The organism is Streptomyces sp. DSM 40750, from assembly GCF_024612035.1.
In the GTDB taxonomy this organism is placed as follows: Bacteria; Actinomycetota; Actinomycetes; order Streptomycetales; family Streptomycetaceae; genus Streptomyces.
Genome location: NZ_CP102513.1, coordinates 4245977 through 4272059, shown reverse-complemented (window position 1 = coordinate 4272059; position 26083 = coordinate 4245977). Strand labels below are relative to the sequence as shown.

The 26083-nt window shown below is 70.8% G+C and carries 23 protein-coding genes; 3 read left to right on the top strand and 20 right to left on the bottom strand.

What is annotated here, in order from left to right; all coding sequences use genetic code 11:
- Window positions 1–5: 5 nt before the first annotated feature.
- Both JIX55_RS19115 and JIX55_RS19110 read right to left on the bottom strand, forming a co-directional pair.
- Complete coding sequence (locus tag JIX55_RS19115; RefSeq protein ID WP_257564524.1) at window positions 6–254, bottom strand: DUF397 domain-containing protein; 249 nt, start codon at window positions 252–254, stop codon at window positions 6–8.
- Window positions 251–1102, bottom strand: coding sequence for a helix-turn-helix domain-containing protein (locus JIX55_RS19110; RefSeq protein WP_257564523.1), 852 nt, complete (start codon window positions 1100–1102; stop codon window positions 251–253). Before JIX55_RS19110 ends, JIX55_RS19115 begins: the two co-directional genes overlap by 4 nt.
- 157 nt (window positions 1103–1259) lie before the next feature.
- Between JIX55_RS19110 and JIX55_RS19105 the strand changes: the two genes are divergently transcribed.
- Window positions 1260–1760: an ATP-binding protein gene (locus JIX55_RS19105; RefSeq protein ID WP_257564522.1), complete on the top strand. Its 501-nt coding sequence runs from the start codon at window positions 1260–1262 to the stop codon at window positions 1758–1760.
- On the opposite strand, the gene JIX55_RS19100 is transcribed toward JIX55_RS19105, so the two are convergent.
- The 4 genes from JIX55_RS19100 to JIX55_RS19085 all read right to left on the bottom strand — a co-directional run bounded on the left by JIX55_RS19100 (window position 1733) and on the right by JIX55_RS19085 (window position 6728).
- A complete protein-coding gene (locus JIX55_RS19100; RefSeq protein WP_257564521.1) occupies window positions 1733–2440 on the bottom strand; it encodes a hypothetical protein in 708 nt (235 codons plus the stop codon). The two genes, JIX55_RS19105 and JIX55_RS19100, sit on opposite strands and share 28 nt — an antisense overlap.
- A gap of 160 nt (window positions 2441–2600) precedes the next feature.
- Window positions 2601–3728, bottom strand: a complete 1128-nt coding sequence (locus JIX55_RS19095; protein WP_257564520.1) for an ABC transporter ATP-binding protein — start codon at window positions 3726–3728, stop codon at window positions 2601–2603.
- The gene (locus tag JIX55_RS19090; protein WP_257564519.1) at window positions 3721–5493 is read right to left on the bottom strand and encodes an ABC transporter permease; all 1773 of its coding nucleotides are present in this window, start codon (window positions 5491–5493) and stop codon (window positions 3721–3723) included. The genes JIX55_RS19095 and JIX55_RS19090 overlap by 8 nt, the downstream gene beginning before the upstream one ends.
- 32 nt (window positions 5494–5525) lie before the next feature.
- Window positions 5526–6728 carry an ABC transporter substrate-binding protein gene (locus tag JIX55_RS19085; protein WP_257564518.1) on the bottom strand — a complete coding sequence of 401 codons (1203 nt, stop codon included), beginning with the start codon at window positions 6726–6728 and terminating at the stop codon, window positions 5526–5528.
- 378 nt (window positions 6729–7106) lie between these two features.
- On the opposite strand from JIX55_RS19085, the gene JIX55_RS19080 reads away from it, so the two are divergent.
- Window positions 7107–7616: a hypothetical protein gene (locus JIX55_RS19080; protein WP_257564517.1), complete on the top strand. Its 510-nt coding sequence runs from the start codon at window positions 7107–7109 to the stop codon at window positions 7614–7616.
- Between the two features lie 64 nt (window positions 7617–7680).
- Here the strand turns inward: JIX55_RS19080 and JIX55_RS19075 are convergent, their stop codons facing one another.
- The 9 genes from JIX55_RS19075 to JIX55_RS19035 all read right to left on the bottom strand — a co-directional run bounded on the left by JIX55_RS19075 (window position 7681) and on the right by JIX55_RS19035 (window position 19290).
- A complete protein-coding gene (locus JIX55_RS19075; protein ID WP_257564516.1) occupies window positions 7681–9084 on the bottom strand; it encodes a DUF6177 family protein in 1404 nt (467 codons plus the stop codon).
- Entirely contained in the window at window positions 9081–13073 is a 3993-nt protein-coding gene (gene eccCa / locus JIX55_RS19070) for a type VII secretion protein EccCa (protein ID WP_257564515.1), read from the bottom strand. The genes JIX55_RS19075 and eccCa overlap by 4 nt, the downstream gene beginning before the upstream one ends.
- A gap of 40 nt (window positions 13074–13113) precedes the next feature.
- Window positions 13114–14037, bottom strand: coding sequence for a type VII secretion protein (locus tag JIX55_RS19065; RefSeq protein ID WP_257564514.1), 924 nt, complete (start codon window positions 14035–14037; stop codon window positions 13114–13116).
- 907 nt (window positions 14038–14944) lie between these two features.
- Window positions 14945–16333, bottom strand: coding sequence for a type VII secretion integral membrane protein EccD (gene eccD / locus JIX55_RS19060; protein WP_257569382.1), 1389 nt, complete (start codon window positions 16331–16333; stop codon window positions 14945–14947).
- Window positions 16334–16349: 16 nt separating this feature from the next.
- A complete protein-coding gene (locus JIX55_RS19055; protein WP_257564513.1) occupies window positions 16350–16667 on the bottom strand; it encodes a hypothetical protein in 318 nt (105 codons plus the stop codon).
- Between the two features lie 74 nt (window positions 16668–16741).
- Entirely contained in the window at window positions 16742–17053 is a 312-nt protein-coding gene (locus tag JIX55_RS19050; protein ID WP_005486398.1) for a pore-forming ESAT-6 family protein, read from the bottom strand.
- Between the two features lie 23 nt (window positions 17054–17076).
- Window positions 17077–17409 carry a hypothetical protein gene (locus JIX55_RS19045; protein WP_037703280.1) on the bottom strand — a complete coding sequence of 111 codons (333 nt, stop codon included), beginning with the start codon at window positions 17407–17409 and terminating at the stop codon, window positions 17077–17079.
- Between the two features lie 131 nt (window positions 17410–17540).
- Window positions 17541–18155 (bottom strand): SRPBCC family protein, encoded by a 615-nt coding sequence (locus JIX55_RS19040; RefSeq protein WP_257564512.1) that lies wholly within the window; start codon window positions 18153–18155, stop codon window positions 17541–17543.
- A gap of 103 nt (window positions 18156–18258) precedes the next feature.
- The gene (locus JIX55_RS19035; protein WP_257564511.1) at window positions 18259–19290 is read right to left on the bottom strand and encodes a medium chain dehydrogenase/reductase family protein; all 1032 of its coding nucleotides are present in this window, start codon (window positions 19288–19290) and stop codon (window positions 18259–18261) included.
- Window positions 19291–19385: 95 nt separating this feature from the next.
- On the opposite strand from JIX55_RS19035, the gene JIX55_RS19030 reads away from it, so the two are divergent.
- Window positions 19386–19970, top strand: a complete 585-nt coding sequence (locus JIX55_RS19030; RefSeq protein ID WP_257564510.1) for a TetR/AcrR family transcriptional regulator — start codon at window positions 19386–19388, stop codon at window positions 19968–19970.
- Window positions 19971–20202: 232 nt separating this feature from the next.
- On the opposite strand, the gene rbsD is transcribed toward JIX55_RS19030, so the two are convergent.
- The 5 genes from rbsD to JIX55_RS19005 are packed head-to-tail and all read right to left on the bottom strand — an operon-like array spanning window position 20203 to window position 26035.
- On the bottom strand, window positions 20203–20592 hold the full coding sequence (gene rbsD, locus JIX55_RS19025; RefSeq protein ID WP_257564509.1) for a D-ribose pyranase: 390 nt from the start codon (window positions 20590–20592) through the stop codon (window positions 20203–20205).
- Complete coding sequence (locus tag JIX55_RS19020) at window positions 20589–21488, bottom strand: ribokinase (protein WP_257564508.1); 900 nt, start codon at window positions 21486–21488, stop codon at window positions 20589–20591. Before JIX55_RS19020 ends, rbsD begins: the two co-directional genes overlap by 4 nt.
- Before the next feature lie 50 nt (window positions 21489–21538).
- Window positions 21539–23491 carry an ABC transporter permease/substrate-binding protein gene (locus tag JIX55_RS19015; protein WP_257564507.1) on the bottom strand — a complete coding sequence of 651 codons (1953 nt, stop codon included), beginning with the start codon at window positions 23489–23491 and terminating at the stop codon, window positions 21539–21541.
- Window positions 23481–25022, bottom strand: a complete 1542-nt coding sequence (locus JIX55_RS19010) for a sugar ABC transporter ATP-binding protein (RefSeq protein ID WP_257564506.1) — start codon at window positions 25020–25022, stop codon at window positions 23481–23483. The genes JIX55_RS19015 and JIX55_RS19010 overlap by 11 nt, the downstream gene beginning before the upstream one ends.
- On the bottom strand, window positions 25019–26035 hold the full coding sequence (locus tag JIX55_RS19005; RefSeq protein ID WP_257564505.1) for a LacI family DNA-binding transcriptional regulator: 1017 nt from the start codon (window positions 26033–26035) through the stop codon (window positions 25019–25021). The genes JIX55_RS19010 and JIX55_RS19005 overlap by 4 nt, the downstream gene beginning before the upstream one ends.
- Window positions 26036–26083: the final 48 nt, after the last annotated feature.

Below are 26083 nucleotides of genomic sequence, written 5' to 3'. Positions count from 1 at the left end.
TGGGGTCAGTCCCGCGCGGCGTGGGCGACGAAGTCCGCCCAGGCGGTGGGGGAGAGGGTGAGGAGGGGGCCGGTTGTGTTCTTGGAGTCGCGGACGTGGATGGTGTGGGGGAGGGGGACGGCTACTTCGACGCAGTCGCCGTCGCCGCTGCTGCTGTAGCTGGACTTGTGCCAGGAGAGGGCGACCTCGACGCAGTCGTCGCCGGAGGCGCTGCTGTAGCTGCTCTTGAACCAGGCCAGTTGGGTGCTGCTCATAGGTCCCCTCGCATCCGCTGCAACAGGCTCACGGAGTCACGGATGGTGAGAGCCTGCGAACGCATCCTGACATACCGCTGCTTAAGGACGCTGACCACTTTCGCGTCGGAGATCAGCTGACCGCTTTCCTGCCCTTCGTTGTAGGCGAACCACCTGTTCTCGGGGGTTTCCGAGAGCCGGATCGGCCCGTGCAGCCCAGAGTGTGACTCCTGTACCAGAGGCATGACCTGGATATCGACATTCCTCAGCTCGGAGATGTCCAGTACCCGGTCGATGAGACCTCGCGTGACTGCTGCTCCTCCCGTGCGCCGCAGAAAAAGGTGCTCTTCGAGGATGAAGCTGAAGGCTGTGTTCGCGCGCTCCTCAAACAGCCGCTGGCGCTCGGCACGGGCGGCCCAGCGCTCCTCGATCTGCTGGTCGTCCATCGGCGGAAGCTGGTCGGCTGACATGGCCCGCAGATACGCCTCCGTCTGCAACAGGCCCGGAACCATGCGGCACTCGTACGTGTACAAGGTGATCGCCGCCGCCTCCAACTTGGCCCACTTCCGGAACCACGCCGCCAACCCCGGCTGCCGCCCCAAATGCTGAGCCCCCTTGATCAGCGCCCCGGTGTTCCCGACGGCCCGGTCCACCCCCTCCACGAACGCCGCATCCGGCATCCGCCTCCCCAACTCCACCGACGCCACCATGTGCTTGGAGTAGCCGATGAAGTCGGCCAACTCCTCCCGGCTCAGCCCCGCGTGCTCCCGCAACGCCTGGACCATCGCCCCGAACGTCCGCAGACTGTCGGACGACTCCGGCTCGCCGCCCCCACCCATCCCCACCACGCCGCCGCTGTCGGCCACCATGGGCCACCTCCCGCGCACCCGCCCGCTGAACCACACCGTTCAACACCAATGGTCACAGTACGTCACCAGTACCGTCCAGTGCGTAACCGCGTACGCTCGCGCAGCGTACGCGGCGCGGAGCTGGTGAACCGGCCCGCGCGCAGGTCACATTGGCGCCATGACCGCACTGCCCGCCGCTCAACACCCCGTCACCGTGCACGTGTTCACCCAGCGCTTCAGCTCGACCCCGTTAGGCGCCCGCCTGGCGAGACACCTCGCCCTCATCCAGCTGCACAGCTGGGGCATCCCGCACGGCTCGGAGGAGTCCGACAAGGCGGCGGCGGTCGTGGCCGAACTCGCCGCGAACGCGGTGACCCACGGCCGCGTACCCGGGCGGGACTTCGAACTGCGACTCTCCCTGCCCGCGGGTTCGCTCCGTATCGAGGTCACCGACACCCGCGCCGAACGCCACCCGCCCGGCCCCGGCGCCGTACAACCGTCCCGGCCCCTCGACGAAGGCGGGCGCGGCCTGACCCTCGTCGACGCGCTCGCCAACCGCTGGCAGGTACTGGACCGGAACCCGCCTGGCAAGACTGTCCTGGCCGAAATCGACCTGCCCCGCTGGCTGTCCGTGGTCAAACGACTCTCGGCTCAGGAGCGCGCACGGCGGTCCCGGTAGCGCGGCTGCGGCTGATGACGGTGGACCAACCAGGTCGTGCACACCATGAGCGGTACGACGAGGGTGGGCACGAGCCACCACGGGAAGCCGAGCCACACGGACGGAAGCCCCACACCGGCGCAGGCGGTGAGCAGCGCGATGAGCAGCGGTCGGGCGTACCCCGCCCAGGGGAGGGGCTTGCGGTCAGGGGGTCCGGTCAGCCGCGTCGCGCCGAACCAGAGCCCCAGGGCCGCCAGGAGACCCAGGAAAGTGCCGATCGCGGACGTCATCTGGGGTTCGTCGCGAGGTTCCTCGGAGGTGCGCTGCCGGACGCCTCCCCTGCTGAGCGCCGTGATGTCTCCGCGCCAGACGGTGGCGGTGACCCGGTCTCCCGGCTGGAGGCTCCTCAGCAGCGGCCCCGGGTCACCGAAGGCCACGGTGCCGTTCCAGAAGGGCGCGCCGGACAAGGTCGCCCGGTAGCTGCCGCTCCTGCTCTGCGTGATCTTCGTGCTGTCGACGGTGAAGGAGGCCGTGCGCAGGCAGTCCTCCCACTCCTCCGTCGGGGCGCCGGTGGCGCACGACTCGGCCTCCCCGTAATCCCGGTAGCGCTCCATGTCGGAGGGCAGCCACACGGCGAACACGAAAAAGCAGGCCAGCGCCGGGGCCAGCGACAGGATGAGCAGCGACACGCCGATTCTCATGGCCACAGCCTCGCCCAGCCGCAACCAGACAGACAACGAGGGCCACAGGCAACGTGGCCCTCTCTTCCTTTCCGTACCCGGGCAAGCAGCGAGGCCCTGGCCCGGCCCGAACCCACGGTTCGAACCGAGCCGTCAGGACTACGACGTGACTACGACCTGACTACGACGTCACCGTCAGCAAGTCCCGCTGGTCCTTCGGGAGTTCCACCTTGTCGGCGTACAGCAGCGCGTGGCCCGGGTCGAAGACCAGTGCCACCTCGCCCGCCAGCCCTCCGTTGCCGCTGAGAACCTGGACGACCTGGTCGCCGAGGCGGACGTCGTACTCGTAGCGCGAGCCGACGTAGGAGCTGGTGATGACCTGGGTGTTGAGCTTGTTCACGCCGGCCGGTATCTCGGCCGGAGCCACGACCTCAAGCCGCTCGGGCCGGACCGCGACGGTGACGGAGTCGCCGGTCGGGACGCGCGCGTCGCTGTCGACCCGTACGACGTCCCCGCTGGAGTCGAGGAGCACGGTGTGCCGGGTGCCGTCCAGGGAGACGACCTTGCCGGTGAGGAAGTTGCAGCGGCCGACGAAGGCCGCCACCGCGGGCGCGGCGGGCCGCTCGTAGATCTCGTGCGGGGTGCCGATCTGGATCATGTTGCCGCCCTCCATCACGGCGATCCGGTCGCTGAGGGCGAGGGCCTCGTCCTGGTCGTGGGTGACGTAGACGGTGGTGATGCCCAGCTCCTCCTGGAGCCGCTTGAGCCAGGCGCGGGCCTGCTCGCGGAGCTTGGCGTCGAGGTTCGACAGCGGCTCGTCGAGCAGGAGGACGGTCGGGGAGTAGACCAACGCGCGGGCGAGGGCCACGCGTTGCTGCTGGCCGCCCGACAACTGGTGCGGGTAACGGCCGCTCAGCGCGGCGAGGCCGACCTTGTCCAGCGCGTCGTGGATCAGCGTCTTCTGCTTGTCTTTCGGCACCTTGCGGATGTTCAGCGGCAGCGCGAGGTTCTTCGCGATGGTCATGTGCGGCCAGAGCGCGTACGACTGGAAGACCATGCCGAGGTTGCGCTCCTCCGGCGGGAGGAAGATCCCCGCCCCGGCGTCCACGAACGGCTTCCCGCCCACCGAGATCGAGCCCTCCGTCGGCTGCTCGAGACCCGCTATGCAGTTCAGCGTCGTCGACTTGCCGCAGCCGCTCGCGCCCAGCAGCGTGAAGAACTCGCCGTCCTTGATGGTGAAGGTGACATCGCGCAGGACGGAGTTGTCGCCGAACGTCTTGGCGAGGTTCTTGACGGTCACCTCAGGCATGGTGCTTTCCCTTCATGAGCAGTCCCGCGAGTGCGACGAAGACCGCGGTGATGCCGATCTGGAGGGTGGCCAGCGCGGCGACGGATCCGGCCCTGCCCTGCGTCCAGAGACTGAGCATGGTGGTGCCGAGGATGTTGTTGTCGGCCGAGCTGAGGAAGACGGCCGGGGAGTACTCCTTGAGCATGATCACGAAGGTGAGCACCAGGGCTCCGGCGAACGCCGGGGTGATCAGGGCCCGCAGGACCCGGAAGAAGGTCATCAGCCAGTCGGCGCCGGAGACCCGGGCCGCGTTGTCCAGTTCACCGCCGATCTGCATGATCGCCGGGGCGACCGAGCCGAACGCGCTGGGCAGCGCCCGCATACCGAAGGCGATGATGACGGCGTAGATCGTGCCCTGGAGCACCGAGCCCATCCCGAACGGGGCGAGCGCGAAGGCCCAGAAGAAGCCGATACCGATGATGATGCCGGGGAGGGACTGGGGGATCAGGGCGAGGTACTCGACCGCCCGGCCCCAGCGGAAGGTGGACCGGCGGGCCACCATCACCGCGAACACGGCGAGCGCGCTGACGACCACCGAGCCGACACCGGCCACGATGAGGCTGTTCCACAGCGACTGCACGTAGTTGTCGGAGTCGAAGACGAGCTCGTAGTTCTTCGTCGTGACCGTCTTGAACGGCGACTGGAGCGGGGTGAAGACGAGCGTGAAGGACCGCATCACCAGGCCCGCGATCGGCACCACGGCCCCGACGATCACGTACAACCAGATGCACGCGATGCTCACCCACTTCAGCCAGCCCAGGTCGAGCTTGCGCGGCCGGGTGACCTTGCCGCGCACGGACACGAACCGGGCCGCGTCCTTGAGGAGCTTCGCCTGTACGGCGACGAGGCTCAGCGTGACCACCAGGATGACGGTGGAGGCGGCGCCCAGCATCGTGTAGTCGGGGTCCACCGACTGAAGTCCGTTGTGGTAGAGGAAGGTTGAGAAGACGTCGATGCTGACCGGCTGGCCGTACAGCAGCGGCACACTCAGCGTCTCGATGGAGACGGAGAAGACGAGGATCGCGCTGTAGACGATCGGCGGCCGCAGCAGCGGCACGATCACCTGGGCGAGGATCCGGAACGGTCCGGCACCGCAGACCTGGGCGGCCGACTCCAGCGACGCGTCCGACTGCCTGAGCGCGTTGGCGCAGAAGACGTACGCGATCGGGGCGAGCGCCACGGCCTCCGTGAGCGCCATGCCGGGGATCGAGTACAGGTTCCACGGCACCCCGCCGAAGAGCTGCTGCACCTTGACGCTGACGAACCCGGCCGGGCCGTACATGATGATCCAGCCGAAGCCCAGGATCAGCGACGAGATGAAGAACGGCCACTGCATCGCCAGCGCGACCAGCCGGCCGCCCGGCAGCTTCGTCCGGACCACCACGATCGCCATGGGGATGGCGATGGCCAGGCTCAGGACCGTGGTCAGCGACGCGAACAGCAGCGTGTTCAGGGCGACTTCACCGAAGCCCGCCTTGGTGAAGAGGTCGCTGTAGCCGCTGAGGGTGAAGGCCCCGCCCGCCTCGTAGAGCGGGCGGTTGCGGATGCTCTGGTAGAGGGTCGGGACGATCGGGGCCAGCACCAGCACGGCGAGGAACGCCAGAACCGCGTACTGGACGACCGTGTCCCGTCCGATGCCGAGCACGCGGCGGTAGCGCGGCGGCTCGAACGTTTCCGTGGGTGACTCGCCGGCCGGTGTGCGGGGTGGCTGGGTGAGGGTTGACATCTGCTCTGACTCCGATCGTCCCGGGAGGCTGCCTACTTACGGAGTCCGTCGAAGCGCTCCTGCCAGGCCGCGGCGTCGTCCTTGGTGACCGCCTCGTACTTGACGTGGATGATGTTCTCCTCGCCGACCGCGTCGACGACCTCCTGGTAGGTGTGCAGGCCCTCGCCCTTGACACCCTCGCGGTAAGAGGCCAGACCGCCCTCGGCGACCGCGCGCTGACCCTCGTCGGAGAGGGCGAAGTCCAGGAAGAGCTTGGAGGTCGCCGGGTGCGGCGCCTCGGCGGCGATACCGAGACCGCGCGGCAGGACGACCGTGCCGTCCTTCGGGAAGACGATCTTCACCAGACCCGCACTGTCCTCGACGACCGGGTACGCGGGGGATGCGCTGATCAGGAAGCCGGCCGTGTACTCACCGGCGACGATCTTCTCCAGCTGGGTGCCGGAGGAGGTCTCCGGGCGGGTCAGCGGAAGGATCTTCTCCAGGTCGCTCCACGCCTCCGGGTTGCCCTCGGTGAGCGCCCGCGTGACGGTGAAGCCGAACGAGCCCTCCGGGTCGCGGACCGTCACCTTGTTCTTGAACTTGCCCTCGTCCGACGTCACGATCTTCGCGAAGTCCGTCAGGGTGGTCGGCGGGGTCTCCATCAGCGACGTGTTGTACGCGATCGTCATCGGGTCCTGCGACATCGAGTACACGCTCGGCAGCAGCTCCGCGCTCTCGCCCAGCTCCGACAGCTCCGGCGACTTGTACTCCAGGACCGTGTCCTTGCGGGCCGAGAAGTCCGCCCACGCGGTCGCCGCGCTGGAGATCAGCACGTCCGCCGGGGAGGAACCGGCGGCGCTCTCGGAGAGGGTCTTCTGGAACAGCTCGTCGCTGTCCAGCTCGTTGACGGAGACGGTCTTGATGAAGTCGTACTTCTTCTTGAAGTCCCGGACGATCGGCGCCATGTTCTCGTCGCCGAGGTTCGAGTAGACGGTGAGCTTGCCGCCTTCCTTCTTCGCCGCCTCGATCAGGTCCGCGTAGTCCGCCGGGTAGTAGTCGGGCACCTGGCCCGCCGAGATCTTGTTCTCCGCCACCTTCGGCGCGTCGTCGCCACCGCCGCCGCAGGCGGCCAGGGTGCCGAGCACGAGGGTCGCGGCGAACGCCGCCGCGAGGGGGCGCCGGGCGGGGCGCCTGAACGCGGACACCGTGCTGGTGACGGCGGGGTGTCCGGTGCCGATGTGGCTGGATCTGGCCATGGTTCTCCTCCTGGCGCGTGCCTTCTGGCAGCTGTTGCCGGGAGGTTAGGTCCCCAGGTCAGGCCGGTAAATCCTTCACCCGCCAGAGCTCGTACTGGTGGTATTGGTCGTTGTGTTCGTGACGCGAGTCACCCCTCGTGAGCAGGGATGGATGGCCGGGAATGATCGCCTCCGAGGTGCGCTGTGAGCTGTGGCAACCGCCCCTACGGTGCCGTGCCCTCCGCCTTCCCCGGGGCGAAGTGCGGCGTCAGGCCGTGTAGGGCCGGAGGACAGGGCCGTCATCGTAGGATCGATCGTCCTTGCCCACCTGACCGGCCGGAACCTGCGGCCGGGACACCTCCGGGACCGGTCCCAAGCGATGGCCGATAGCTTCATCGCATGGGCAACGAGCTGGGCGCACTGGTGAAGCGATATGAGAGCGACAACGGTCGTCGCGGTCGCAATGCCTTGGCGCTACTCCTCCTGGGTCTTGCCGGCATCCCGCTCGGCGTGGTGCTTGCGATCCCGGCGTACAAGAACTCGATCGTCGGCGACGATGCCGTGCCGAGCTTCGTACTCGGCTGCGGCCTCGGGGCATTGCTCATGGGGTGCTGGCAGGGCTGGCTGTTCCTGACACGCTCCGGTGAGGCGTTCGAGCTGTACGTGGACGGTCTGGTCCACTCCTACCGGGGCAAGCGCCGTGTCGTGAGGTGGGAGGACGTCACCAACCTCACCGACAACGGCAAGGACACCGCGCTCGGCCGCGCGTTCGGCGGGAACGTGAGTCTTCGGCTGAAGCTCGCTCACGGCAGGCCAGTCCTCATCACCGGTGTTGTCGAACGAGCCGCGCACCTCGCGATGGCCGTTCGCGAGGCGATCGAGAAGGACAACCGACCGGAACCGGACTGAACCACGCTACGGACGCGGACCAGCAGTGGCGGCATCTGCGGCCGGGCAGGCGATCGATTCACGATCACGTTCTATGTGGCGTCGCCGACCGTAGATGCGCCGTCAGTTCCTGCAACCGCCCCCAGGCCTCGACGTCCGTACCGTCCCCGAGGGGGTAGTGCAGCGCCGGACGGGCCGTCGATCCCAGGTGCACCGCCCGGACCTCGACCGGCGGGCGTCGCGCGTGGTCCAGCCCGATGGTGTGCACGTCGTCCGGGCCGAGGGTGAAGGCCGCGGGCAGCGGTGGTCCCTCCAGGCGGGGTGCGGTCGTCAGGTCGGCGCGCGCCAGGCGCACGGAGGCCAGCATGGTCCGCAGCCCGTGCTCCCTGACCAGGGACTCGGCCAGCGGCTCGATACGGTCCAGCGGCAGCTCCTCGCCGTCCGCGTACCCGACCGTCAGGACCACGTCCTCCTCCACGCCCTTCGCCGTCCGCGTCACCCGGACCGTCGCCATGGCCGGCCGGTCGGGGTCGCCGACCACGATCAGCTGCGACGGCTCGGGCGCCCGCTCACGGGCCAGGTCGGTCAACTGCCGTGGCGACCAAGGGAGGTTGACCGGCTCCGCCGTGCCCCAGCCCGCCGGAGCCGTCCCCGTCAGCGCCTCCCAGGCCGCCTCCGGCGCGCCGCCCAGCAGCAGCCGTTCGTCGGCCTTGTGCACGGTACGGAGGGCGACGATCAGCTGGCGGCCCGGTGCCTCGTCCGCCGGGCGCGTGAACGCGGCGGCCACGGTCGCCGTCCCGTCCTCCGCGAGCGCGGGCGAGAACGCCCCGTCCTGCCAGCGCAGCACCGCCCCCGACAGCCCGTCGTAGTAGCCGCACTCCGGGTCCTGGACGACCCAGCGGTTGGGGACGCGCGCGAGGGTCGCACGGGCCGCGGTGGTCAGGCGTACGTGGGGCGGCGTGACGATCTGGAGGGACTGCCGGGACGCCACGGCCGTACGCATGATCTCCGCGAGCCAGCTGGTCAGGGCGACCACCGGCCGGTCGATGAGGACGACCGCCGCGTGCTCGGTCACGACGTCCACGGCGGGCTGCCCCGACCCCGCCGACGGTACGGCGGACACGTCGACGACCTTCGTGCTCGCTGCCTCCGGCGGCCAAGTGGAGCCGCCCAGCAGCGCGTTGAGCCGTCCGCACACCACCCCCGCCAGCTTCTCCGCCTCCGGGACGGCCGTGGACGCCCGCGCCTCCGTCCACCAGAACGGGGCCTCCACGCTCTGCCCGAGCAGCCGCTCCGCCTCGCCCGGCACCTGCACGAGGACCGGAGACTCCACGGACACCAGCGGCCGCCCACCGGGACCATGCAGCTGTACGACCGCGCCGTCGGCCGCCGCCGACAGGTCCAGGTCGGAGCCGCCGGCGTACAGACTCGCCATGAGTGCCCAGACGTTGGGCATCTTCGGGGTGAGGGCGATGACGTCCTTGGTCACGGAGCGCTTCCTTCGGCCGATACGGCAGTCTGGATCAGTTGATGGGCCCGACCCCGGCGGACCAGCGTGCCCCGGCCCGTCGGCTGCGCGGAGGCGTACAGGCCGGGGAAGAGCTGGCCCTCGCTCCGCTCACCGGTCATGAGCAGCGCGGCCGTGCCGGTCTCGCGGAGGGTCTGGAGCAGCGGCTCGTACATCGCCCGGGAGGCACCCGCCACCCGGCGCGTGATCACGAAGTGCAGCCCGATGTCCTGCGCCGACGACACATACGGCAGGAACGGCGCCAGCGGCTGCTGCCCGGCGGTGGTGAGGATGTCGTAGTCGTCGACCAGGATCACGATCCGCGGGCCCTTGAACGCGGGCTCGTCGGTCATCGAGTCCGGGTCCGCCGACTCCGGCATCCGCTTCTCCAGCTCGCTCGCGATGCCCGTCGACAGCCCCGCCGCGAGTTTCGCGTTGTGCGCGTACCCGCCCCGGTACGGCTCCGGGATCACGCCCCGCAGCCCGCGTCGGGGGTCGAAGACACCGAAGACCAGATCCTCGTCCGAGTACCGTTCGACGAGCTGTGCCGCGACCAGCTTCAGCAGGTTCGTCTTGCCGCACTCGTTGTCGCCCAGGATCAGCAGATGCTGGTCCGAGCCGAAGAGATCGAGCAGGACGGGCGCGAGGGCGTCCTGGTCCACACCGATCGGGACCCGGTTCGGCTCGGTGACGAGCGACGGCAGCTGGGCGGAGGGCAGCCGGGTCGGCAACACCCTTACCGGCGCGGCGATTTCACCGTGCCAGGTCGACCGGATCGTACGGGCCGCGTCCTCCAGCGCCGGACCGAGGTCGCCCGTCGACGGCCGTCCGTCGAGGCGGGGGAGGGCGGCCTGCGCGAACAGCTTGCCGTCGGTCAGGACGCGCCCCGGAGTGTCGGGCGACAGCGTCTCGGAGAGCTTGCGGTCGACGCTCGAATCGCTCGGGTCGTTGAGCCGCAGCTCCACCCGGGTCCCGAACATCGACTGCGTCGCGATCCGCACGTCGTTCCAGCGCAGCATGGAGCCGACGACATGGATGCCGTAACCGCCACCGCGCTTGAGCAGATCCACGACGGTGTCGTCCAGCTCGGCGAACTCGTCGCGCAGCGCACCGAACCCGTCGATGAGCAGCACGATGTCGGTGGAGCCGAGTTCACGCAGCTTGCCCTGTCCCCGCAGGTGCCGCAGCTGGTCGACGGAGTCGATGCCGTGCTCGCGGAACAGCTCCTCCCGCTCGATCAGCATCGTCCGCACCTCGGCGACCGTCCGCGCGGCCCGCTCCCGGTCGGCCCGCCCGGCGATCCCGCCGACGTGCGGCAGCCCGGAGAGGGCGGACAGCCCGCCACCGACCAGGTCGAGTCCGTAGACGGCGACTTCGGCGGGCGTGTGGGTCGTGGCGAGCGAGAGCGCGAGGGTCCGCAGCAGCGTCGTCTTGCCGGACTGCGGGCCGCCGATCAACGCCGCGTGACCGCCCGCGACCGTCAGATCGAGCACCCAGTGCCCCTGCCACTGCTTCGCCGGATCGTCCAGCACGCCGAGCGGCACCCGCAAGGGGCTTCCCCGGTCTGCCAGTTGAAGCCCGCGCTCGTCCACCTGCACCGGCCCGGCCGCCGTGTCCAGCGTGATCGCGTCCGGCAGCGGCGGCAGCCAGATCCGGCGCACCGGCCGTGCCGCGGACGCGAGTTGGTCCACCATCACCGACATCACGGTCGGCCCGGTCTCCCGCTTGGTCGCCTTCGGCTCCTCAGCGACCTCGTTGTTCGCCGGCCCGCTGTCGAGCGTGTTGTACGTCGGATACGGCCAGGCCAGCGGCGTGTCGTCCTCCTGCGCGACCAGCGCCGGGCCCCGGTACGCGCCCGACACGTACCCCGCCTTGAACCGCTCGTACGTCGACGTGTCCACCTTCAGATAGCCGAAGCCCGGCAGCGGCGGAAGGTGGAAGGCGTCGGTGGTGTCGAGGACGGTCCGCGACTCGTCTGCGGAGAAGGTGCGCAGCCCCAGCCGGTACGAGAGATACGTGTCCAGGCCCTTGAGCTTGCCGCCCTCGATGCGCTGGCTGGACAGGAGGAGATGGACGCCGATGGAGCGGCCGATGCGGCCGATGGACAGGAACAGATCGATGAAGTCCGGCTTGGCGGTGAGGAGTTCACCGAACTCGTCGATCACGACGAAGAGGTGCGGAAGGGGTTCGAGGTCGGGGCGCTTGGTCGCGCGCAGGGCGGCGTAGTGCCCGATGTCGGCCACGTTCCCCGCGTCCTTCAGCACCTGCTGCCGCCGCTTGACCTCGCCCGCGAGGCTGGAGTGCACACGCTCGACGAGCCCCGCCTGGTTCTCCAGGTTGGTGATCACACCTGCCACGTGCGGGAGTTCGGTGAAGGGGGCGAAGGTCGCGCCGCCCTTGTAGTCGACCAGGACGAGCGCCAGGTCCTCGGGGGAGTGGGTGGCGGCGAGCGCCAGCACGAGCGTGCGCAGCAGCTCGCTCTTGCCGGAACCCGTCGCGCCCACACACAGCCCGTGCGGGCCCATACCCAGCTCGGAGGACTCCTTGAGGTCGAGGAGCACGGGCTCGTGACGGTCGGTCAAGCCGATGGGCACCCGCAGGAATTCACGCTCACCGCGCGGCGCCCAGAGCCGGGCCAGATCCAGCAGGGCCGGGTCGTCGATGCCGAGGAGGCCCGGGAAGTCGACGGGTCCGGTGACCGGGGTGCCCTCGGCGGCCGACTCGGCGGACAGCCGCAGCGGCGCGAGCAGCCGGGCGAGGCCTTCGGCACCGGCGGCGGTGACGTGGTCGGAGGTGCCGTGCGCGGTGGTGGGGGTGCCCGGCTCGCGGAGGTCCTCCACCACGACCTCGTCGCCCCGCACGGTGATCCGCACCGACACCTGGTCGGGCTCGTGCACCTGCTCCGCCAGCAGATGCAGCACGGTGACACCCATGTCCGGCAGGCCGACCGCCGTGTCGGGCCGGGGCAGTTCGGCGGCCGTCTCCCCGTACTCGTCGCTCACGACGAGCATGCGGGACGCCAGCTTGAGCGCCTTGCGGTCGGCTAGCCCCCGGCGCACCTCCGCCGCGTACGAGGCACGCCGGCCCAGCTCGTGCCGGAAGTGCCGGGCCAGCTGCGGCAGGCTCGGCGCGATACGGCGGGCCGCCACCGGGCCGTCGTGCTCCTGCCCGTCCAGCACATGGGGCAGCCACTTGGCCCACTCCCAGTCCGCCAGCCGCTCCCCGGGCACGCCGAGCGCCACGGCCACGTCGTCCGGCGCGTGCGACACGGCGACCTGGACGAGCAGTGCCCGGGCCACCCGCAGTACGCCCTCCCGGTCGCCGACCACGCTGACGTTGCCCGCGCGGTCCAACGGCACGGTGATCGGGCAGTCGTTGGCGACGGAGTAGCGGGCCAGCAGCGCCCGTGCCTCGTTCAGCATGAACGGGTCGGGCGGCGTCAGCACCCCGCCCTGGTTCTGCCCGATGGCCAGGTTCGCCACGGGTACGTCACCGGTGCCGACCCGCACCCGCAGGAAGTCCGGGTCCTGCCGCCGCCGCTCCCAGAGCCGGGCGGGGTCGCGCACGAGGTCGTACAGCGCCTCCGGGGGCGGGTTGAGCACCCGCGCCAGCTGCCGCCGCTCCCGCTCGTCGGTCCCGAACTCCTCGCGCAGCTCCTCCAGGTACTCCAGATACCGCTCGCGCTGCGTACGCCGGGTGCGCTGGGCCTTGCCGCGCTGGGAGAGGAAGAGGGCGACCGCGCCGAGCAGCGCGAAGACCAGCACCATCGCGCCGAGCGCGGCGAACTGGCTGTTCCGGATCACGGTCATCATCACGACCGAGCCCATGACACCCGCCATCGGCAGCAACGCCGTCGCCGCCGTCCCCGCCTTGCCCTCCGGGAGGTTCGGCGGCGGCTCGATGGTCCGGGCCCCGGCGGCCCCGAGCGGGCGTGTGCTCCGCGCGGGACGATGGATCAGCTGCTGGGTCACGGACGGACCCCTTCTCGTGTCACCCGGGTGGCTGCCGTGTTCATCGCATCCTCACCGCCCGCGTCATCGCCTCCGCAGCCAGCGTGATCGCGGACTCGCGGGTCTCCTGGCCCAGCAGGGCGGTGCGGATGGGGCCGCCCTGGGCGAGGTGGCGGTCGTAGGGGACGGGGACGACATGGACGCCGGACTCCTTGAGGTGGGCGACAGCCGTCTTCAGGTCCAGCGTGAGGTCGGGGGAGTTGGCGGTCAGCGCGACGACGGTCGAGGCGAGCGCGGAGTGCGGCAGCTGGCCGAGCCAGTCCAGTACCTGGCGGGTGCCGTTGACGCCCTCGGCGGTCATCGGCGCGACGACCACGCGCGCGTGGGCGGTGTCCATCGCCGTACGGGCCACCTCACCCGGCAGCGTCTCGCAGTCCACCACGGTCACCGCGAAGTAGCGACGCAGCGCGAGGGTCACCGTGCGGTACGTACGGATGTCCAGCGGGGCCCCGACCCGGCCCTGGCTCCCGGGCAGCAGCCAGCCGCCGTCCGCCACCGGCACCAAGTACCCGGTGACGTCGGTGAGGTGCATCGCCGGGTTCAGGATCTGCGCGAGATCGCCCGCCGCCCAGCGCACCGAGTCGGCCCCCATCCGCACCGGCAGCGTGCCGAGCGCGGCGTCCGCCTCCATCGTGAGCACCGGGTCGTGTCGGTAGTGGTTGAACGTCCGCCCCAGCAGCGCGGCCATCGTCGACTTCCCGACCCCACCCCGGATCGACGTCACGGCGATCACCCGCCCCGTCGTCACCGGCTGCTGCAACTCCCGTGCGATCCGCGTCTCCTCCGCCACGTCCTGCGCGGCGGAGGCCGTGAGCTTCCGAATCGAACGCCCCGTACGCCGAGCCACCGAGTCCCCGTGCTGCGGCCGCCCGAGCGCATGCGCGAGCCGCGGGTCGATGGTGGGCACCGAGTCGGGGGTGCGCATGGGGGACTGGGGTGAGCGGGAGCCGCGGGGGGCGGGGGCGGCCGGGGAGGTCCCAGGGGTGGGCGAAGTCCCGGGGGTCGGGCGGGGGGCGTCGCCGGGCTGCCCGGGCAGAGCCGGATCACCGGGCGCGCCCGGCGGCTGCGCGGCGGCCTGGGGGTGCCCTACGCGGGGGTCTGCGGTGGGTACGACGGGTGTGGGCGTGACTGGCTGTGGCACGACGGGGTGCACGGGCGGTACGGCGGGGTGCGCTGGCGGCACGACGGGCTGTACCTGCGGCACGACGGGCTGCGCCGGAAGCCGCGCGCCGGGCGTCGGTTGAACCGGCGTCGGTTGAATGGTCAGCGGTTGAACGGGCGCCGACCGTACGGGCCCCGGCTGCATCGGTGTCGGCTGCAGGGGCTCTGGGTGCATCGGTGTCGGCTGCACGGGCCCCGGCTGCATCGGCGTCGGCCGCGCGGGCCCTGGGTGACCCGGCAGCGGCTGAACGGGCACCGGCCGCACAGGCTGCTCACCCCCGGCCTCCTCCGAAGGCACCGCCGGACCCGAAGGCACCGCCGGCTCGGGCAGCCCCGACGGCTTGGACAGCACCGACGGCTCGGGCAGCCCCGACGGCTTGGACGGCTCGGAACGCACCAGCCTCAGTGTCGGCTCCGCCCGACGGGCCGGTGCTTCGGGCGTCGCCGCTACACCGGACGATCCCGATCCCGATCCCGATCCCGATGCCGAATCAGCCGCCCCGCCGGCACCGGAACCGCTGCCTCCACCGGCGAAGTCAGCCTCACCGGCACCCGAATCGCTCGCGGCACCGTTACCGCCCCCGGCCCCCTCCTGCCCCAGCTCCCGCAGCACATCCCGCTGCCAGTCCCCTGCCCCTGCCCCTGCCTGCGCCATGTGCGGTCCCCAGCTCCTACGCGAAGGTGTCGAGCAGTCGTCCGTACACGCCGAACACCCCGATGAGCAGCGGGAACAGGGTGATGACGCCGATGGACTCAAGCGTGTCGCCGAAGCGCCGGAGCCGTACCCGTACGTGCTCGGCGGGCTGCACGGCGAGCACCAGCAGCGGTAGCACGGCCAGCAGAACGAGGACGGCGAGCGGGCCGGCCGCGTCGCCGGAGTGGTCCAGCCAGACCGAGACCAGCCGCACGGCGAGCACGGCCGCCGCGCCGAGCAGCACCACGACCTCGGCGACCAGCGGGAACGCCCGGGCGCGCAGCGCGAGGACGACCATGGTGAGGACGGCCAGCAGGACGGTCCACTTGGTGGGCGCGCGCAGGGCGAACACCCCCGCCGCGGCCGCCGAGACGGCCATGGTGACCGTCGCCAGGACCAGCCCCCGGTGCGTGGCGGTGAGGGCCGCCGACACCTGGAACCGGCTCACCGAGGCGCCCCCGGAACGCCGGTCGTCGAGGCCGGAGAGCCCCGACGCCATCAGCGCGAGCCGCGGCAGCAGCCCGAGCACGATCACGGAGACCACCGCGAGAACGGCCCCCACCTCGGCCTGGTCCGTCACCGACAACGACACCGCGCCCGACACGAACGCGGCGACCCCCAGCCAGCACACCGCCGCCCCGGCCAGCGCCCCGGCCCCGACCAGCCCACCACGCCCGAGCGGGGTGAAGAGACCGAGCAGGGCGAGCGTGCCGACCCCGGCCGTGGCCATGGCCGCGACCTGCGGTGTCGCGGACCACTCCTGTGCTTCCGCCCACGTCGAGGCGCCGAGCAGCCCCAGCGCACCGGCGGTGGTGATCAGCGTCGTCGCCGGCCCCGCCTTCTTGATCCGCCCCAGCAGCGCACCCGCGAGCGCGGCCACGACGGCCACGGCGAGCAGCGCGCCGGCGACGACTCCGGGTTCGTACGCGGCCCGCGCGAACGTCCCGGCGGCCAGGGCCCAGCCGACCGTGGCGATCCCGGCGGTGACCCGGCGCGTGGCCGGGCGCCAGCGCCAGCCGCGGGCGTCGAGGTCCTCGGCGGCCTCGTCCGTGACGTCGTGCACGACGGGCGCCGACGGCGCGTCCTCGGCCCGGACGAGCCGCAGCACGGCACCGTCCGGGACCCCGGCCGACTCCAGCGTGCTGTCGTGCGCGAGCGCGGAACCGTCCGCGGTGACGAGATGCCTCAACTCGGGCCGCCCGCCGACCTGGTCGTCGAGCAGCCGCATGATCTCCGGTAGCAGCAGTCCGACCGGTTCCCGCGAGGGCAGCACGAGATCCACGCGCCGCCGCTCACCCACCAGCGTGACCCGGCTGAGCGCCGTACGCCCGCCGTCCGTGGTCTGCCCCAACGTCCCCGTAGACATCACGTTTTCGAACCTATCACCGGGTAGAAGTGCTGGTCGGGCCTGTGGAAACCGCTGTGGACGCGGTTGGTGAAGCGGTCGGAGAAGGCGTGACCGATGGCTGCACCGAACTCCCGTACGGGCTCTTGCCGATGATGCGGTTCGACACGAATGACCACCCCACACATCCCGCGCACAACACCGCCGCGATGACGACCCCGGCGAACACCTTTCCGATCCGCTCGTCCACCGAGCGCCGCTGCCGTTGCGCCCCGAACAGCAGGGCGTCCCGCAGCCGTCGGCGCCGCACCGACACCGACTCCAGCAACTGGCTGTCGTAATCCTGCGCTGCCACCGCTACGGGACCCCTCTGTCACTGCCTCTGTGTCACGACCTCTGTGTCACGACCTCTGTGTCACGACCTCTGTGTCAGCCGATCTGGTCGACCGCCGCGCGGGCCTTGGCCAGCGTGGACTGGGCGGTGCCGTCGTTCTGTTCCAGCGTGGTGCGCACCAGGCGGATGATCTCGCGGACCTCGCCCGCGGCCTTCTTCCAGCGCTCTTCCTTGCCGTGGTAGTCGTCCGAGACACCGTCGGCCTGGAATTCGGTCATCGCGGCCTTGACCGCGGCGTCGCGGTCGCCGAGTACCCGCTCCAACTGCCCCACGATCGTGCCGAGCGCGGTCTGTACCTCGCCCGAGGCCCCGGTGTCGTACGAACGGCGGTCCTGGTTCTGAGCCATGGATACTTCCCCCTCGTTCCTGCTTATCGGGCGCCGAAGCGCGCCGCGTCGAAGTTGGCCAGGCCCATGTTCTGGTTGGCGTTGTCCTGGGACTCCACGTCACCGGTGCCGAACGCGTTGTCCATGCCGGACTGACCGCCCAGGATCGCGGCGAGCGAGCCGTTCAGATCGGCGGTGATCTCGTCCGCGCGGTTCTTGAACGAATCGAACGCGAGCTTGCCCGCGCCGTTGAACTTGCCCTCCAGCGGTTCCGCCGCGCTGATCAGCAGTTGGATCAGCGTCCCCAGGTCGTCACTCGATCCGACCGTGCTCTTCCCGAGCTCCGCCAGGGTCGTCGACCCCATGTCGAACTTCACGTCGTGTCCACCCCCGTTTGTCTGGGTCACCTACGTCCCGAACATGCTCTCCCACAACGCGTTGCACCCGCAACGCACTTGCCCGCGAAGTGACACCATCGGGACATAATTCGAACAGCCCTGTGGCGCGGTCACCGCCGATCACCGCGGGCCTCGGCGGCGGCCTTCAGGTCGCGCAGCCACGCCTCGAGACCCCAGCCGAGTGCCGCGGTCGCGGTGGGAACGTCCGCTTCGACCTGCGCGCCGGTCCAGGTCTCCTCGGTGTGCACGCGGACACCACCCTCGACCTTCTCGAAGCGCCACAGGTGAACACCCTCGTCGATGCGCAGCCCTTCGCCGATCGCGGGCCCGCTCCACAGGATGCAGGCACCGCGCTGGAACTGCCGGACGGTGGAGGTGATCTCCAGGGTGGTGGCGGGGGTCGTGGGCGTGGCGGGCGCCGGCGTCGTCCACCGGAACCGCGAACCCTTCCGGAACGGGCCGTGGTCGAGGCGCTCGTTGGTGAGCACGGGCGCCTGCCAGGACGGCCACTTCTCCACGTCGGTCTGCAGCTTCCAGATGGTGCTCAGGGGCGCGTCGATCACGACGTCGGCCCGGTACCGGATACGGGCCGTGGGGTCGACACCCTCCCCACGGCATACGGACATGTCGCTGTGCTCGGCGGCCTGGGCGTACGGGACGGCGGTCCCCAGGAGGCCGGCGACGGCGAGTGAGACGGTGAGCGCGGCGGTGCGCATGCTGAACATGGTGTTCCCTTAAGGGAGTTGGCGGTGGTTGTCGTCGTGGTCGGTTCGAACGGTGCGAAGCCCTACGGGCGACCGGAGGCCCTACGGATGACGCCGGGTCGCGCTACGGGTTCAGCACGACCTTCCCGGCGACCGTCCCGGACTCGGCCAGCCGCATGGCCTCGGCGATCTGGCTGAGCGGCAGTTGGGCAGCGATCCGGGCGGTGACGTCACCCCGCTGGAGAGCCGCGAAGACCTGGGTGAGGTCGGCGCGCAGCCGGGCCCGGAAGCGCTTCTTGGCCAGCGAGCGCCCGGCCCAGAGGTTGAAGAAGTAGGCGCGGCGGCCGTTGGGCAGCGCGTTCCACAGCCACACCCGGCCGAGCAGCTTGAGCACGGGCCACTGCCCGGACCCCTCGTCGTCCCTGGTGGAGGCACTGCCGTAGGAGACGAGCGTGCCGCCGGGCGCGAGGAGGTGCCAGGAGTCGACGATGCCCCGGCCGCCGACGTGGTCGAAGACCGCGTCCACCCCGCCGGGGGCGAGCTCACGGATACGCGCGGCGACATCCTCGGTGCGGTGGTCGACGGGGACGACACCCTGTCCCCTCAGTACGGCGTGGTGGCGCGCGGAGGCCGTGCCGATCACCTTCGCGCCCGCGGCCCGCGCCAGCTGGACCAGGACCGAGCCGACGCCGCCGTTGGCGCCGAGCACCACGACGGTCTGCCCCGCGCGGACCCGTGCCGTGCGATGCAGCATCCGCCAAGCGGTGACGCCGTTGACCACCAGGGTCTCCGCCTCCGCGGCGCCGATCCCGTCGGGCACGGGCACCACGTCCGCCGCCTCGACGAGCACATGGCTGGCCCAGCCGCCGACCTTGAGCAGCGCGGCCACCCGGGTGCCGGCCAGGCCCGGATCGACTCCCTCGCCGGTCGCCAGCACCGTGCCGACCAGGTCGTAGCCGGGCACGAAGGGGAACTCCGGCTGGTCGTAGTACCGGCCGCGGCGCATCTGCTGCTCGGCGAAGGAGATCCCGGTCGCCTCCATCCGGATCAGGACCTGCCCGGTCCCGGGCACGGGAACGTCCCCGTGCCGTATCCGCAGCCCCTCCGGCTCGACCTTGCCCGGCAGGACGATCTCGACGAGTCCTTCGGCGTTCATGGCGACCTCCACGTGAGTTATCGGCTTTCGTGTTCGTTAGAAGTTGTAACCCTCGCGCCTGTGACTGTCAATAGCAACAGTGATAACCTCTAACCATGACGGAAGCCGAGGACGCGAAGACCCCCCGCGAGCGCTACCGCGCCCAGGTCCGCGCGGAGGTCAAGGAACACGCCTGGGAGCAGATCGCCGCAGCGGGCGCCTCCGCGCTCTCCCTCAACGCGATCGCCAAACGGATGGGCATGAGCGGACCCGCGCTCTACCGGTACTTCGCCGGCCGTGACGAACTGATCACCGAGCTGATCAGGGACGCGTACCGAAGCCTCGCCGACACCTTCCGCGCCACCTCCGAGGCCGGTGCCGACGTGGCCGCGCTGGCGACGGCCCTGCGCGCGTGGGCCCTGGCCGACCCCCAGCGGTACTTCCTCGTCTACGGCACCCCCGTGCCCGGCTATCACGCGCCCGACGAGATCACCACGATCGCGTCCGAGATCATGGCGCCCCTGCTCGACGCCTGCACCGCACTGCCCTCGGACGGACCCACGCCCCTCCACCGGGCCCTGACCTTCTGGACCCGCCTGCACGGCGTCCTGTCCCTCGAACTCGCGGGACACTTCAACGGAATGGAGTTCGACCCCGCGCAGTTCTACGCGGCCGAAGTCGAGGCCCTGGTCACTCTCTGAACCGGCGTTGGCCTACCAAAAAAATTCTCAGGAGACCGTGCAACCCTCCCCGCACTCCGTGGGTCGTACTTGGCATCAGGACTTCTCGGAGGGGGATCTGGGGGGATCGCGGGGGTTCTGATACGGAGGGGAAAGCCGAGGGGCCCGGTCCACTGAACCGGGCCCCTCGAAACATCTGTCACCTGCTCACATGTGCCAGCTGTTCACATGTGCCAGCTGCTCCGCCGGGTGCTCAGAAGAACACCCCGCACCGCAACAGCACATTCGCGTACGGCCGCGCCTCCCCGGTCCGTACGACCAGCCGCGCGCCCGCCGACAGTTCCTTCAGCCTCTCGTGGGAGACCAGCTCCAGGCCGGGAAAGCGGTCCTCCAGCAGGGCCGTCGCCTCCGGATTCGCCCCGCGGACCTCGCGCGCGGCGGTCGCACCCTCGACCACGAGCTCGTCGAGCAGCCCGTCCAGCACCTCCGCGAAGGACGGCACCCCGGCCCGGAACGCGAGGTCGACCACCCGCGGCCCCTCCGGCACGGGCATCCCCGCGTCGCACACCAGAACCCCGTGCCCGTGCCCCAACTCGGCGACGGCGCCCGCGAGATGGCGGTTGAGTATCCCGGCCCGCTTCACAGCGCGGCGACCTCCTCGGCGGTCGGGAACGACACCTGCGCCCCGGCCCTGGTGACGGCGGCGGCCCCGACCCGGGCCGCGTACGCCGCGGCCTCGGCCGGCTCCGCGCCCGCGCCCAGCTTCCACGCCAGCGCCGCGGTGAACGCGTCCCCGGCCCCCGTCGTGTCCACGGCGTCCACCTTCACGGCCGGCACCCGCTCACCGCCCTCGGCGGACGCGACCAGCGCCCCCTCGGCACCCAGCGTGACGACCACCGAACGCGGCCCGAGCGCCAGCAGCGCCCGCGCCCAGTCCTCCGGCGAACCCGCCAGCTCACCCCCGACGATGACCTGCGCCTCGTGCTCGTTGACGATCAGCGGATCACAGGCGGCCAGCACCTCCGCGGGCAACTCCCGCGGCGGCGACGGATTCAGTACGAAGCGCACACCCTCCGGCAGCCGCCGGACGACCTCCACCACCGTCTCCAACGGGATCTCCAACTGCGCCGAGACCACCCGCGAGGCCCGCAGCAGCGCGTCGGCCGCCCGCACGTCCTCGGGGGTCAGCCTTCCGTTGGCGCCGGGCGACACCACGATGCTGTTGTCGCCCGACGGGTCCACCGTGATCAACGCGACCCCGGTGGGCGCCCCGCCGACCAGCACACCCGCCGTGTCGACCCCGGCCGCGCGCTGCGAGTCGAGGAGCAGCCGCCCATGGCCGTCGTCACCGACCCGCGCCAGCAACGCCGTACGCGCTCCGAGCCGGGCCGCCGCCACCGCCTGATTGGCGCCCTTGCCGCCCGGATGCACGGCCAGGTCGGAGCCGAGCACCGTCTCGCCCGCCCCCGGCCGCCGCTCGACACCGATCACCAGGTCGGCGTTGGCCGATCCCACGACCAGGAGGTCGTAGTCGTACATGAACCATCTCCCTGTGCAGGTGGGTTGGAGCTGCTCTCAGCCGTCGATCGTCAGCCGCTGAATTCGTCGACGTTCTCCGCCGTGACCACCTTCACCGGCACCATCACCGACTTCTCGACCTTCTCGCCCTCGGCCGCCTTGACCGCGTTGCGCACGGCGATTCTGCCGAGTTCGGCGGGCTGCTGCGCGACCGACGCGTACAGCGTGCCTTCCTTGACGGCCTTGAAGCCGTCGGCGGTGCCGTCGAAGCCGATGACCTGGACGGACTTGCCGGCCTTGGAGCCGAGGGCCTTGATCGCGCCGAGGGCCATCTCGTCGTTCTCCGCGAAGACGCCGTCGACGTCGGGGTTGGCCTGGAGGAGGTTCGTCATCACGTCGAGGCCCTTGGTGCGGTCCCAGTCGGCGGGCTGCTTGGCGAGGACCTTGATGCCCGGGTAGGCCTTGAGGCCCTCGGTGAAGCCGGCGCCGCGCTCACGGCTGGCGGAGGTGCCCGCCTGGCCCTGAAGGACGACGATCTCGCCCTTGCCGCCCAGCTTCTCGGCGAGGGCCTTGGCGGCGAGCCTGCCGCCGCTGACGTTGTCGGAGGCGACGAGCGCGGCCGTGTTCGCGCCGTTGACCGCGCGGTCGACGGCCACCAGCGGGATGTCCGCCTTGTTGACGGCCTTCGCCGCCGGGGTCACCGCGTCGGAGTCCACCGGGTTGACGATGATCGTGCCGAGGCCCTCGCTGGTGAAGTTCTGCAGCTGGTTGGCCTGCTGCGAGGCGTCGTTCTGCGCGTCGGTGACGGACAGGTCCACGCCCAGCTTCTCCGCCTCGTCCTGAGCGCCCGCGCGGATCTGCACGAAGAAGGGATTGTTGAGGGTCGACAGCGACAGCCCGATCTTCTCGCTCTTCGCCGCCGACGACCCGCTGTGCAGGAAGGACGTCGCCCCCACGACGGCCACCGCGACCACCGCGGCCAGCACATACGTCACCGCCTGCTTGCGCCGGTCCCCGGAACCCCCGGCACCGGCCGGCACCGCGGTCGCCCCGGCCTTCCGGCGGAGCGTGTCCACCAGCACCGCCAGCGCGATCACCACACCGATGACGACCTGCTGCCAGAAGGCCGACACGGACAGCAGGTTCAGCCCGTTGCGCAGCACCGCCAGGATCAGCGCGCCGATCAGCGTCCCCGACGCCTTGCCCGTACCGCCGGCCAGCGAGGCGCCGCCGATGACGACCGCGGCGATCGCGTCCAGCTCGTAGCCCTGCGCGGCCTGCGGCTGCGCGGAGGAGAGCCGGGAGGCGAGCACGATGCCCGCGGCGGCGGCGAACAGACCGGACAGGGCGTAGATCGCGAGCTTCTGCCGCTTCACCCGGAGCCCGGAAAGCCGAGCCGCCTCCTCGTTGCCGCCGATCGCGTACATGGCACGCCCGATGTACGTACGCCCGAGGATCACGGCCGTGACGAGCCCCAGGACCACCATCACCAGGACCGGCACCGGCAGCCAGCCGCCGAGGTTGTCCCCGAGGTGCGACACCGACTCCGGGAACGCGATCGGGCTGCCCTGCGAGATCACCAGCGACAGACCGCGTCCCACGGACAGCATGGCGAGCGTCGCGATGAACGGCGGGAGCTTCCCGTACGAGATGAGGAAGCCGTTGACGAGACCGCACGCGATGCCGGTGGCGATCGCGAGGATCACGGCTGTCCAGACCGGTACGCCCTCCGAAGTGGCGCTCCAGGCGAGGACGGTGGCCGACAGGGCCGCCACCGAGCCGACCGACAGGTCGATGCCCGCCGAGACGATCACGAAGGTCACACCGAACGCGAGGATCGCGGTGACGGCGGCCTGGACGCCGATGTTGAGCAGGTTGTCGGCCGTCAGGAAGTCGCCGGACAGCACCGACATCGCGACGACCAGAACGATGAGGGCGCTCAGCGCGCCGTTGTCGAGCAGGAGCCGGCGAAGCCCCGAGGCGCCACTCGCGCCCGTCGTGCTCTTGAGCGTGTCAGCGGCCACGGGGGGCCTCCATTTCACTGGTGAGGGTGGTGGGGGTGGAGGTGGGGTTGGAGACGGCGAGGGCCATCACGGCGTCCTGGGTGGCCTCGGCGGCGGGCAGTTCACCCGCGATCCGCCCCTGGGCCATGACCAGCACCCGGTCGCTCATACCGAGCACCTCGGGCAGGTCACTGGAGATCATCAGCACAGCGGCGCCGGCGGCCGTCAGCTCGTTGATCAGCTCGTAGATCTCGACCTTGGCGCCGACGTCGATACCGCGCGTCGGCTCGTCGAGGATCAGCACCTTGGTGTCCGCGAGCAGCCACTTGCCGATGACGACCTTCTGCTGGTTGCCGCCGGAGAGGGTGCGTACGTGCTGGTGCAGTCCGGCCATCCGGACCCCGAGCTGCCCGGCGACCCGGGCCGCGCTCTCCCGCTGCCCCTTGAGATCGACGAACCCGCCCCTGCTGGCGCCCCGCAGGGTGACCAGGCCCAGGTTCTCCTCGACGGACGCGTCCAGCAGCAGCCCCTGTCCCTTGCGGTCCTCGGGGACGAGCCCGATCCCGGCCGTCATCGCCGCGTTGACATCGTCCTTGGGGACGGGGGCCCCGGCGACGCTCACGGCCCCCTTGTCGTACGGATCGGCGCCGAACACGGCCCGCACGACCTCCGTACGACCGGCCCCCACGAGCCCCGCGATCCCGACGACCTCACCGGCCCGCACCTCGAAGCTCACGTCATGGAAGACCCCGTCCCGGGTGAGCCCCTCGACGACGAGCAACGCCTCCCCGGCGTCGCCCTGCTGCCGCGGATACTGCTGCTCGATCGACCGCCCGACCATGAGCCGTACGAGCTCGTCCTCGGGCGTGCGCGCGGGCACCTGCCCGACACTCTTCCCGTCCCGGATGACGGTCACCCGGTCGCCGAGCGCGGCGATCTCCTCCAGGTGATGCGTGATGAAAACAATGCCCACCCCGTCCTCGCGCAGCTTGCGCACGATCGCGAAGAGCTTCTCGACCTCCTCGGTCGTCAGCACGGCGGTCGGCTCATCCATGATCAGTACGCGCGCGTCGAGACTCAACGCCTTCGCGATCTCGACCATCTGGAGCCGCGCGATCCCGAGTTCACGCACGCGCGCGCGTGGGGACACGGTCACACCGACGCGCTCGAGGAGTTCGGCGGCCTCGGCCTCCATCCGCTTCCGGTCGATCAGTCCGAAGCGACGTGGCTGCCGCCCCAGGAAGATGTTCTCGGCGACCGTCAGATCGGGCACCAGGTTGAACTCCTGGTAGATGGTCGCGATCCCGAGGCGCTCGGAGTCCTGCGCACCATGGATGCGCACCTCCGCGCCACCGGCCAGGATCCGCCCCGCATCGGGTGTGTAGGCGCCGGAGAGCATCTTGATGAGCGTGCTCTTGCCCGCGCCGTTCTCACCGAGCAGTACGTGCACCTCGCCCCGGCGCAGCTCGAAGTCGACGCCGTCCAGCGCGACCACGCCGGGGAAGGTTTTCCGTATGCCTTCGATGCGCAGCAACTCGTCCGGGTCGCTCACGGCGTGCTCCTGTTCGTTACGGGGGACTCGCCGCACGAGAGGCGCACGACGAGACGGGCGGGAAGGGTGACGGACCTGGGGTCGCGCCCCTCGATGCGGTCGACCAGCGCGCGTACGGCGGCCCGCCCCAGCTCACCCGTCGGCTGGGCGACCGCGGTGATCGGCGGATCGGTGTGCACGAACCACGGGATGTCGTCGAAGGCGGCCAGCGCGATGTCGTCCGGAACCCGCATCCCACGCGCGCGTACGGCGTCCAGCGCACCCAGCGCCATCAGGTTGTCCGCCGCGAACACGACCTCGGGCGGCTCGGACAGGTCGAGGAACCCCTCGGTGACCCGCCGCCCGCTCTCGGCCTGGAAGTCGCCCTGCCCGATATAGCCGTCCGGCAGCGGCAGCCCGAACTCGCCCAGGGCGTCCCTGAAGGCCTCGACGCGCTCCCGTCCGGTCGTGGTGGCCGCCGGCCCCGCGATGATCGCGAGCCGCCGATGCCCGAGCCCGTGCAGATGGGCGACGAGATCCCTGACGGCACCCCGCCCGTCCGCACGCACCACCGGCACGTCCACCCCCGGAATCCACCGGTCCACGAACACCATCGGCGTCCCCGCCCGCGCGGCGGCCAGCATCAGCGGGGAGCCGCCGTCGGTGGGGGAGACGAGGAGTCCGTCGATCCGCCGGTCCAGCAGGTTCCGCACGTGGTGGTCCTGGAGATCAGGCCGTTCGTCGGCGTTCCCGATGATCACGCTGTACCCGAGCGCCCGCGCCTCCTCCTCCACCGACCGGGCCAGCTCCGTGAAGTAGGGGTTCATCACATCGCTGATCACCAGCCCGAGGGTGTGGGTCTGGTCGGTGCGCAGGGAGCGGGCGACGGCGTTCGGCCGATACCCCAGCACCTCGACGGCGGCCAGCACACGCGCACGTGCCTCCGCGCTGACCGACGGATGGTCGTTCAGAACCCTCGACACCGTGGCGACGGAGACACCCGCCTCGGCAGCGACGTCCTTGATGCCGGCCATGGCCGCCCCACCTCCTCGTGGAACTCATGGAACTCACAGAACTCATGG

Bases quoted from the DNA above. Each gene is read 5' to 3' on its own strand.
- JIX55_RS19115 (WP_257564524.1), bottom strand. From the start codon at position 254: ATGAGCAGCACCCAACTGGCCTGGTTCAAGAGCAGCTACAGCAGCGCC.
- JIX55_RS19110 (WP_257564523.1), bottom strand. From the start codon at position 1,102: ATGGTGGCCGACAGCGGCGGCGTGGTGGGGATGGGTGGGGGCGGCGAG.
- JIX55_RS19105 (WP_257564522.1), top strand. From the start codon at position 1,260: ATGACCGCACTGCCCGCCGCTCAACACCCCGTCACCGTGCACGTGTTC.
- JIX55_RS19100 (WP_257564521.1), bottom strand. From the start codon at position 2,440: ATGAGAATCGGCGTGTCGCTGCTCATCCTGTCGCTGGCCCCGGCGCTG.
- JIX55_RS19095 (WP_257564520.1), bottom strand. From the start codon at position 3,728: ATGCCTGAGGTGACCGTCAAGAACCTCGCCAAGACGTTCGGCGACAAC.
- JIX55_RS19090 (WP_257564519.1), bottom strand. From the start codon at position 5,493: ATGTCAACCCTCACCCAGCCACCCCGCACACCGGCCGGCGAGTCACCC.
- JIX55_RS19085 (WP_257564518.1), bottom strand. From the start codon at position 6,728: ATGGCCAGATCCAGCCACATCGGCACCGGACACCCCGCCGTCACCAGC.
- JIX55_RS19080 (WP_257564517.1), top strand. From the start codon at position 7,107: ATGGGCAACGAGCTGGGCGCACTGGTGAAGCGATATGAGAGCGACAAC.
- JIX55_RS19065 (WP_257564514.1), bottom strand. From the start codon at position 14,037: ATGCGCACCCCCGACTCGGTGCCCACCATCGACCCGCGGCTCGCGCAT.
- eccD (WP_257569382.1), bottom strand. From the start codon at position 16,333: ATGTCTACGGGGACGTTGGGGCAGACCACGGACGGCGGGCGTACGGCG.
- JIX55_RS19050 (WP_005486398.1), bottom strand. From the start codon at position 17,053: ATGGCTCAGAACCAGGACCGCCGTTCGTACGACACCGGGGCCTCGGGC.
- JIX55_RS19040 (WP_257564512.1), bottom strand. From the start codon at position 18,155: ATGTTCAGCATGCGCACCGCCGCGCTCACCGTCTCACTCGCCGTCGCC.
- JIX55_RS19035 (WP_257564511.1), bottom strand. From the start codon at position 19,290: ATGAACGCCGAAGGACTCGTCGAGATCGTCCTGCCGGGCAAGGTCGAG.
- JIX55_RS19030 (WP_257564510.1), top strand. From the start codon at position 19,386: ATGACGGAAGCCGAGGACGCGAAGACCCCCCGCGAGCGCTACCGCGCC.
- JIX55_RS19020 (WP_257564508.1), bottom strand. From the start codon at position 21,488: ATGTACGACTACGACCTCCTGGTCGTGGGATCGGCCAACGCCGACCTG.
- JIX55_RS19005 (WP_257564505.1), bottom strand. From the start codon at position 26,035: ATGGCCGGCATCAAGGACGTCGCTGCCGAGGCGGGTGTCTCCGTCGCC.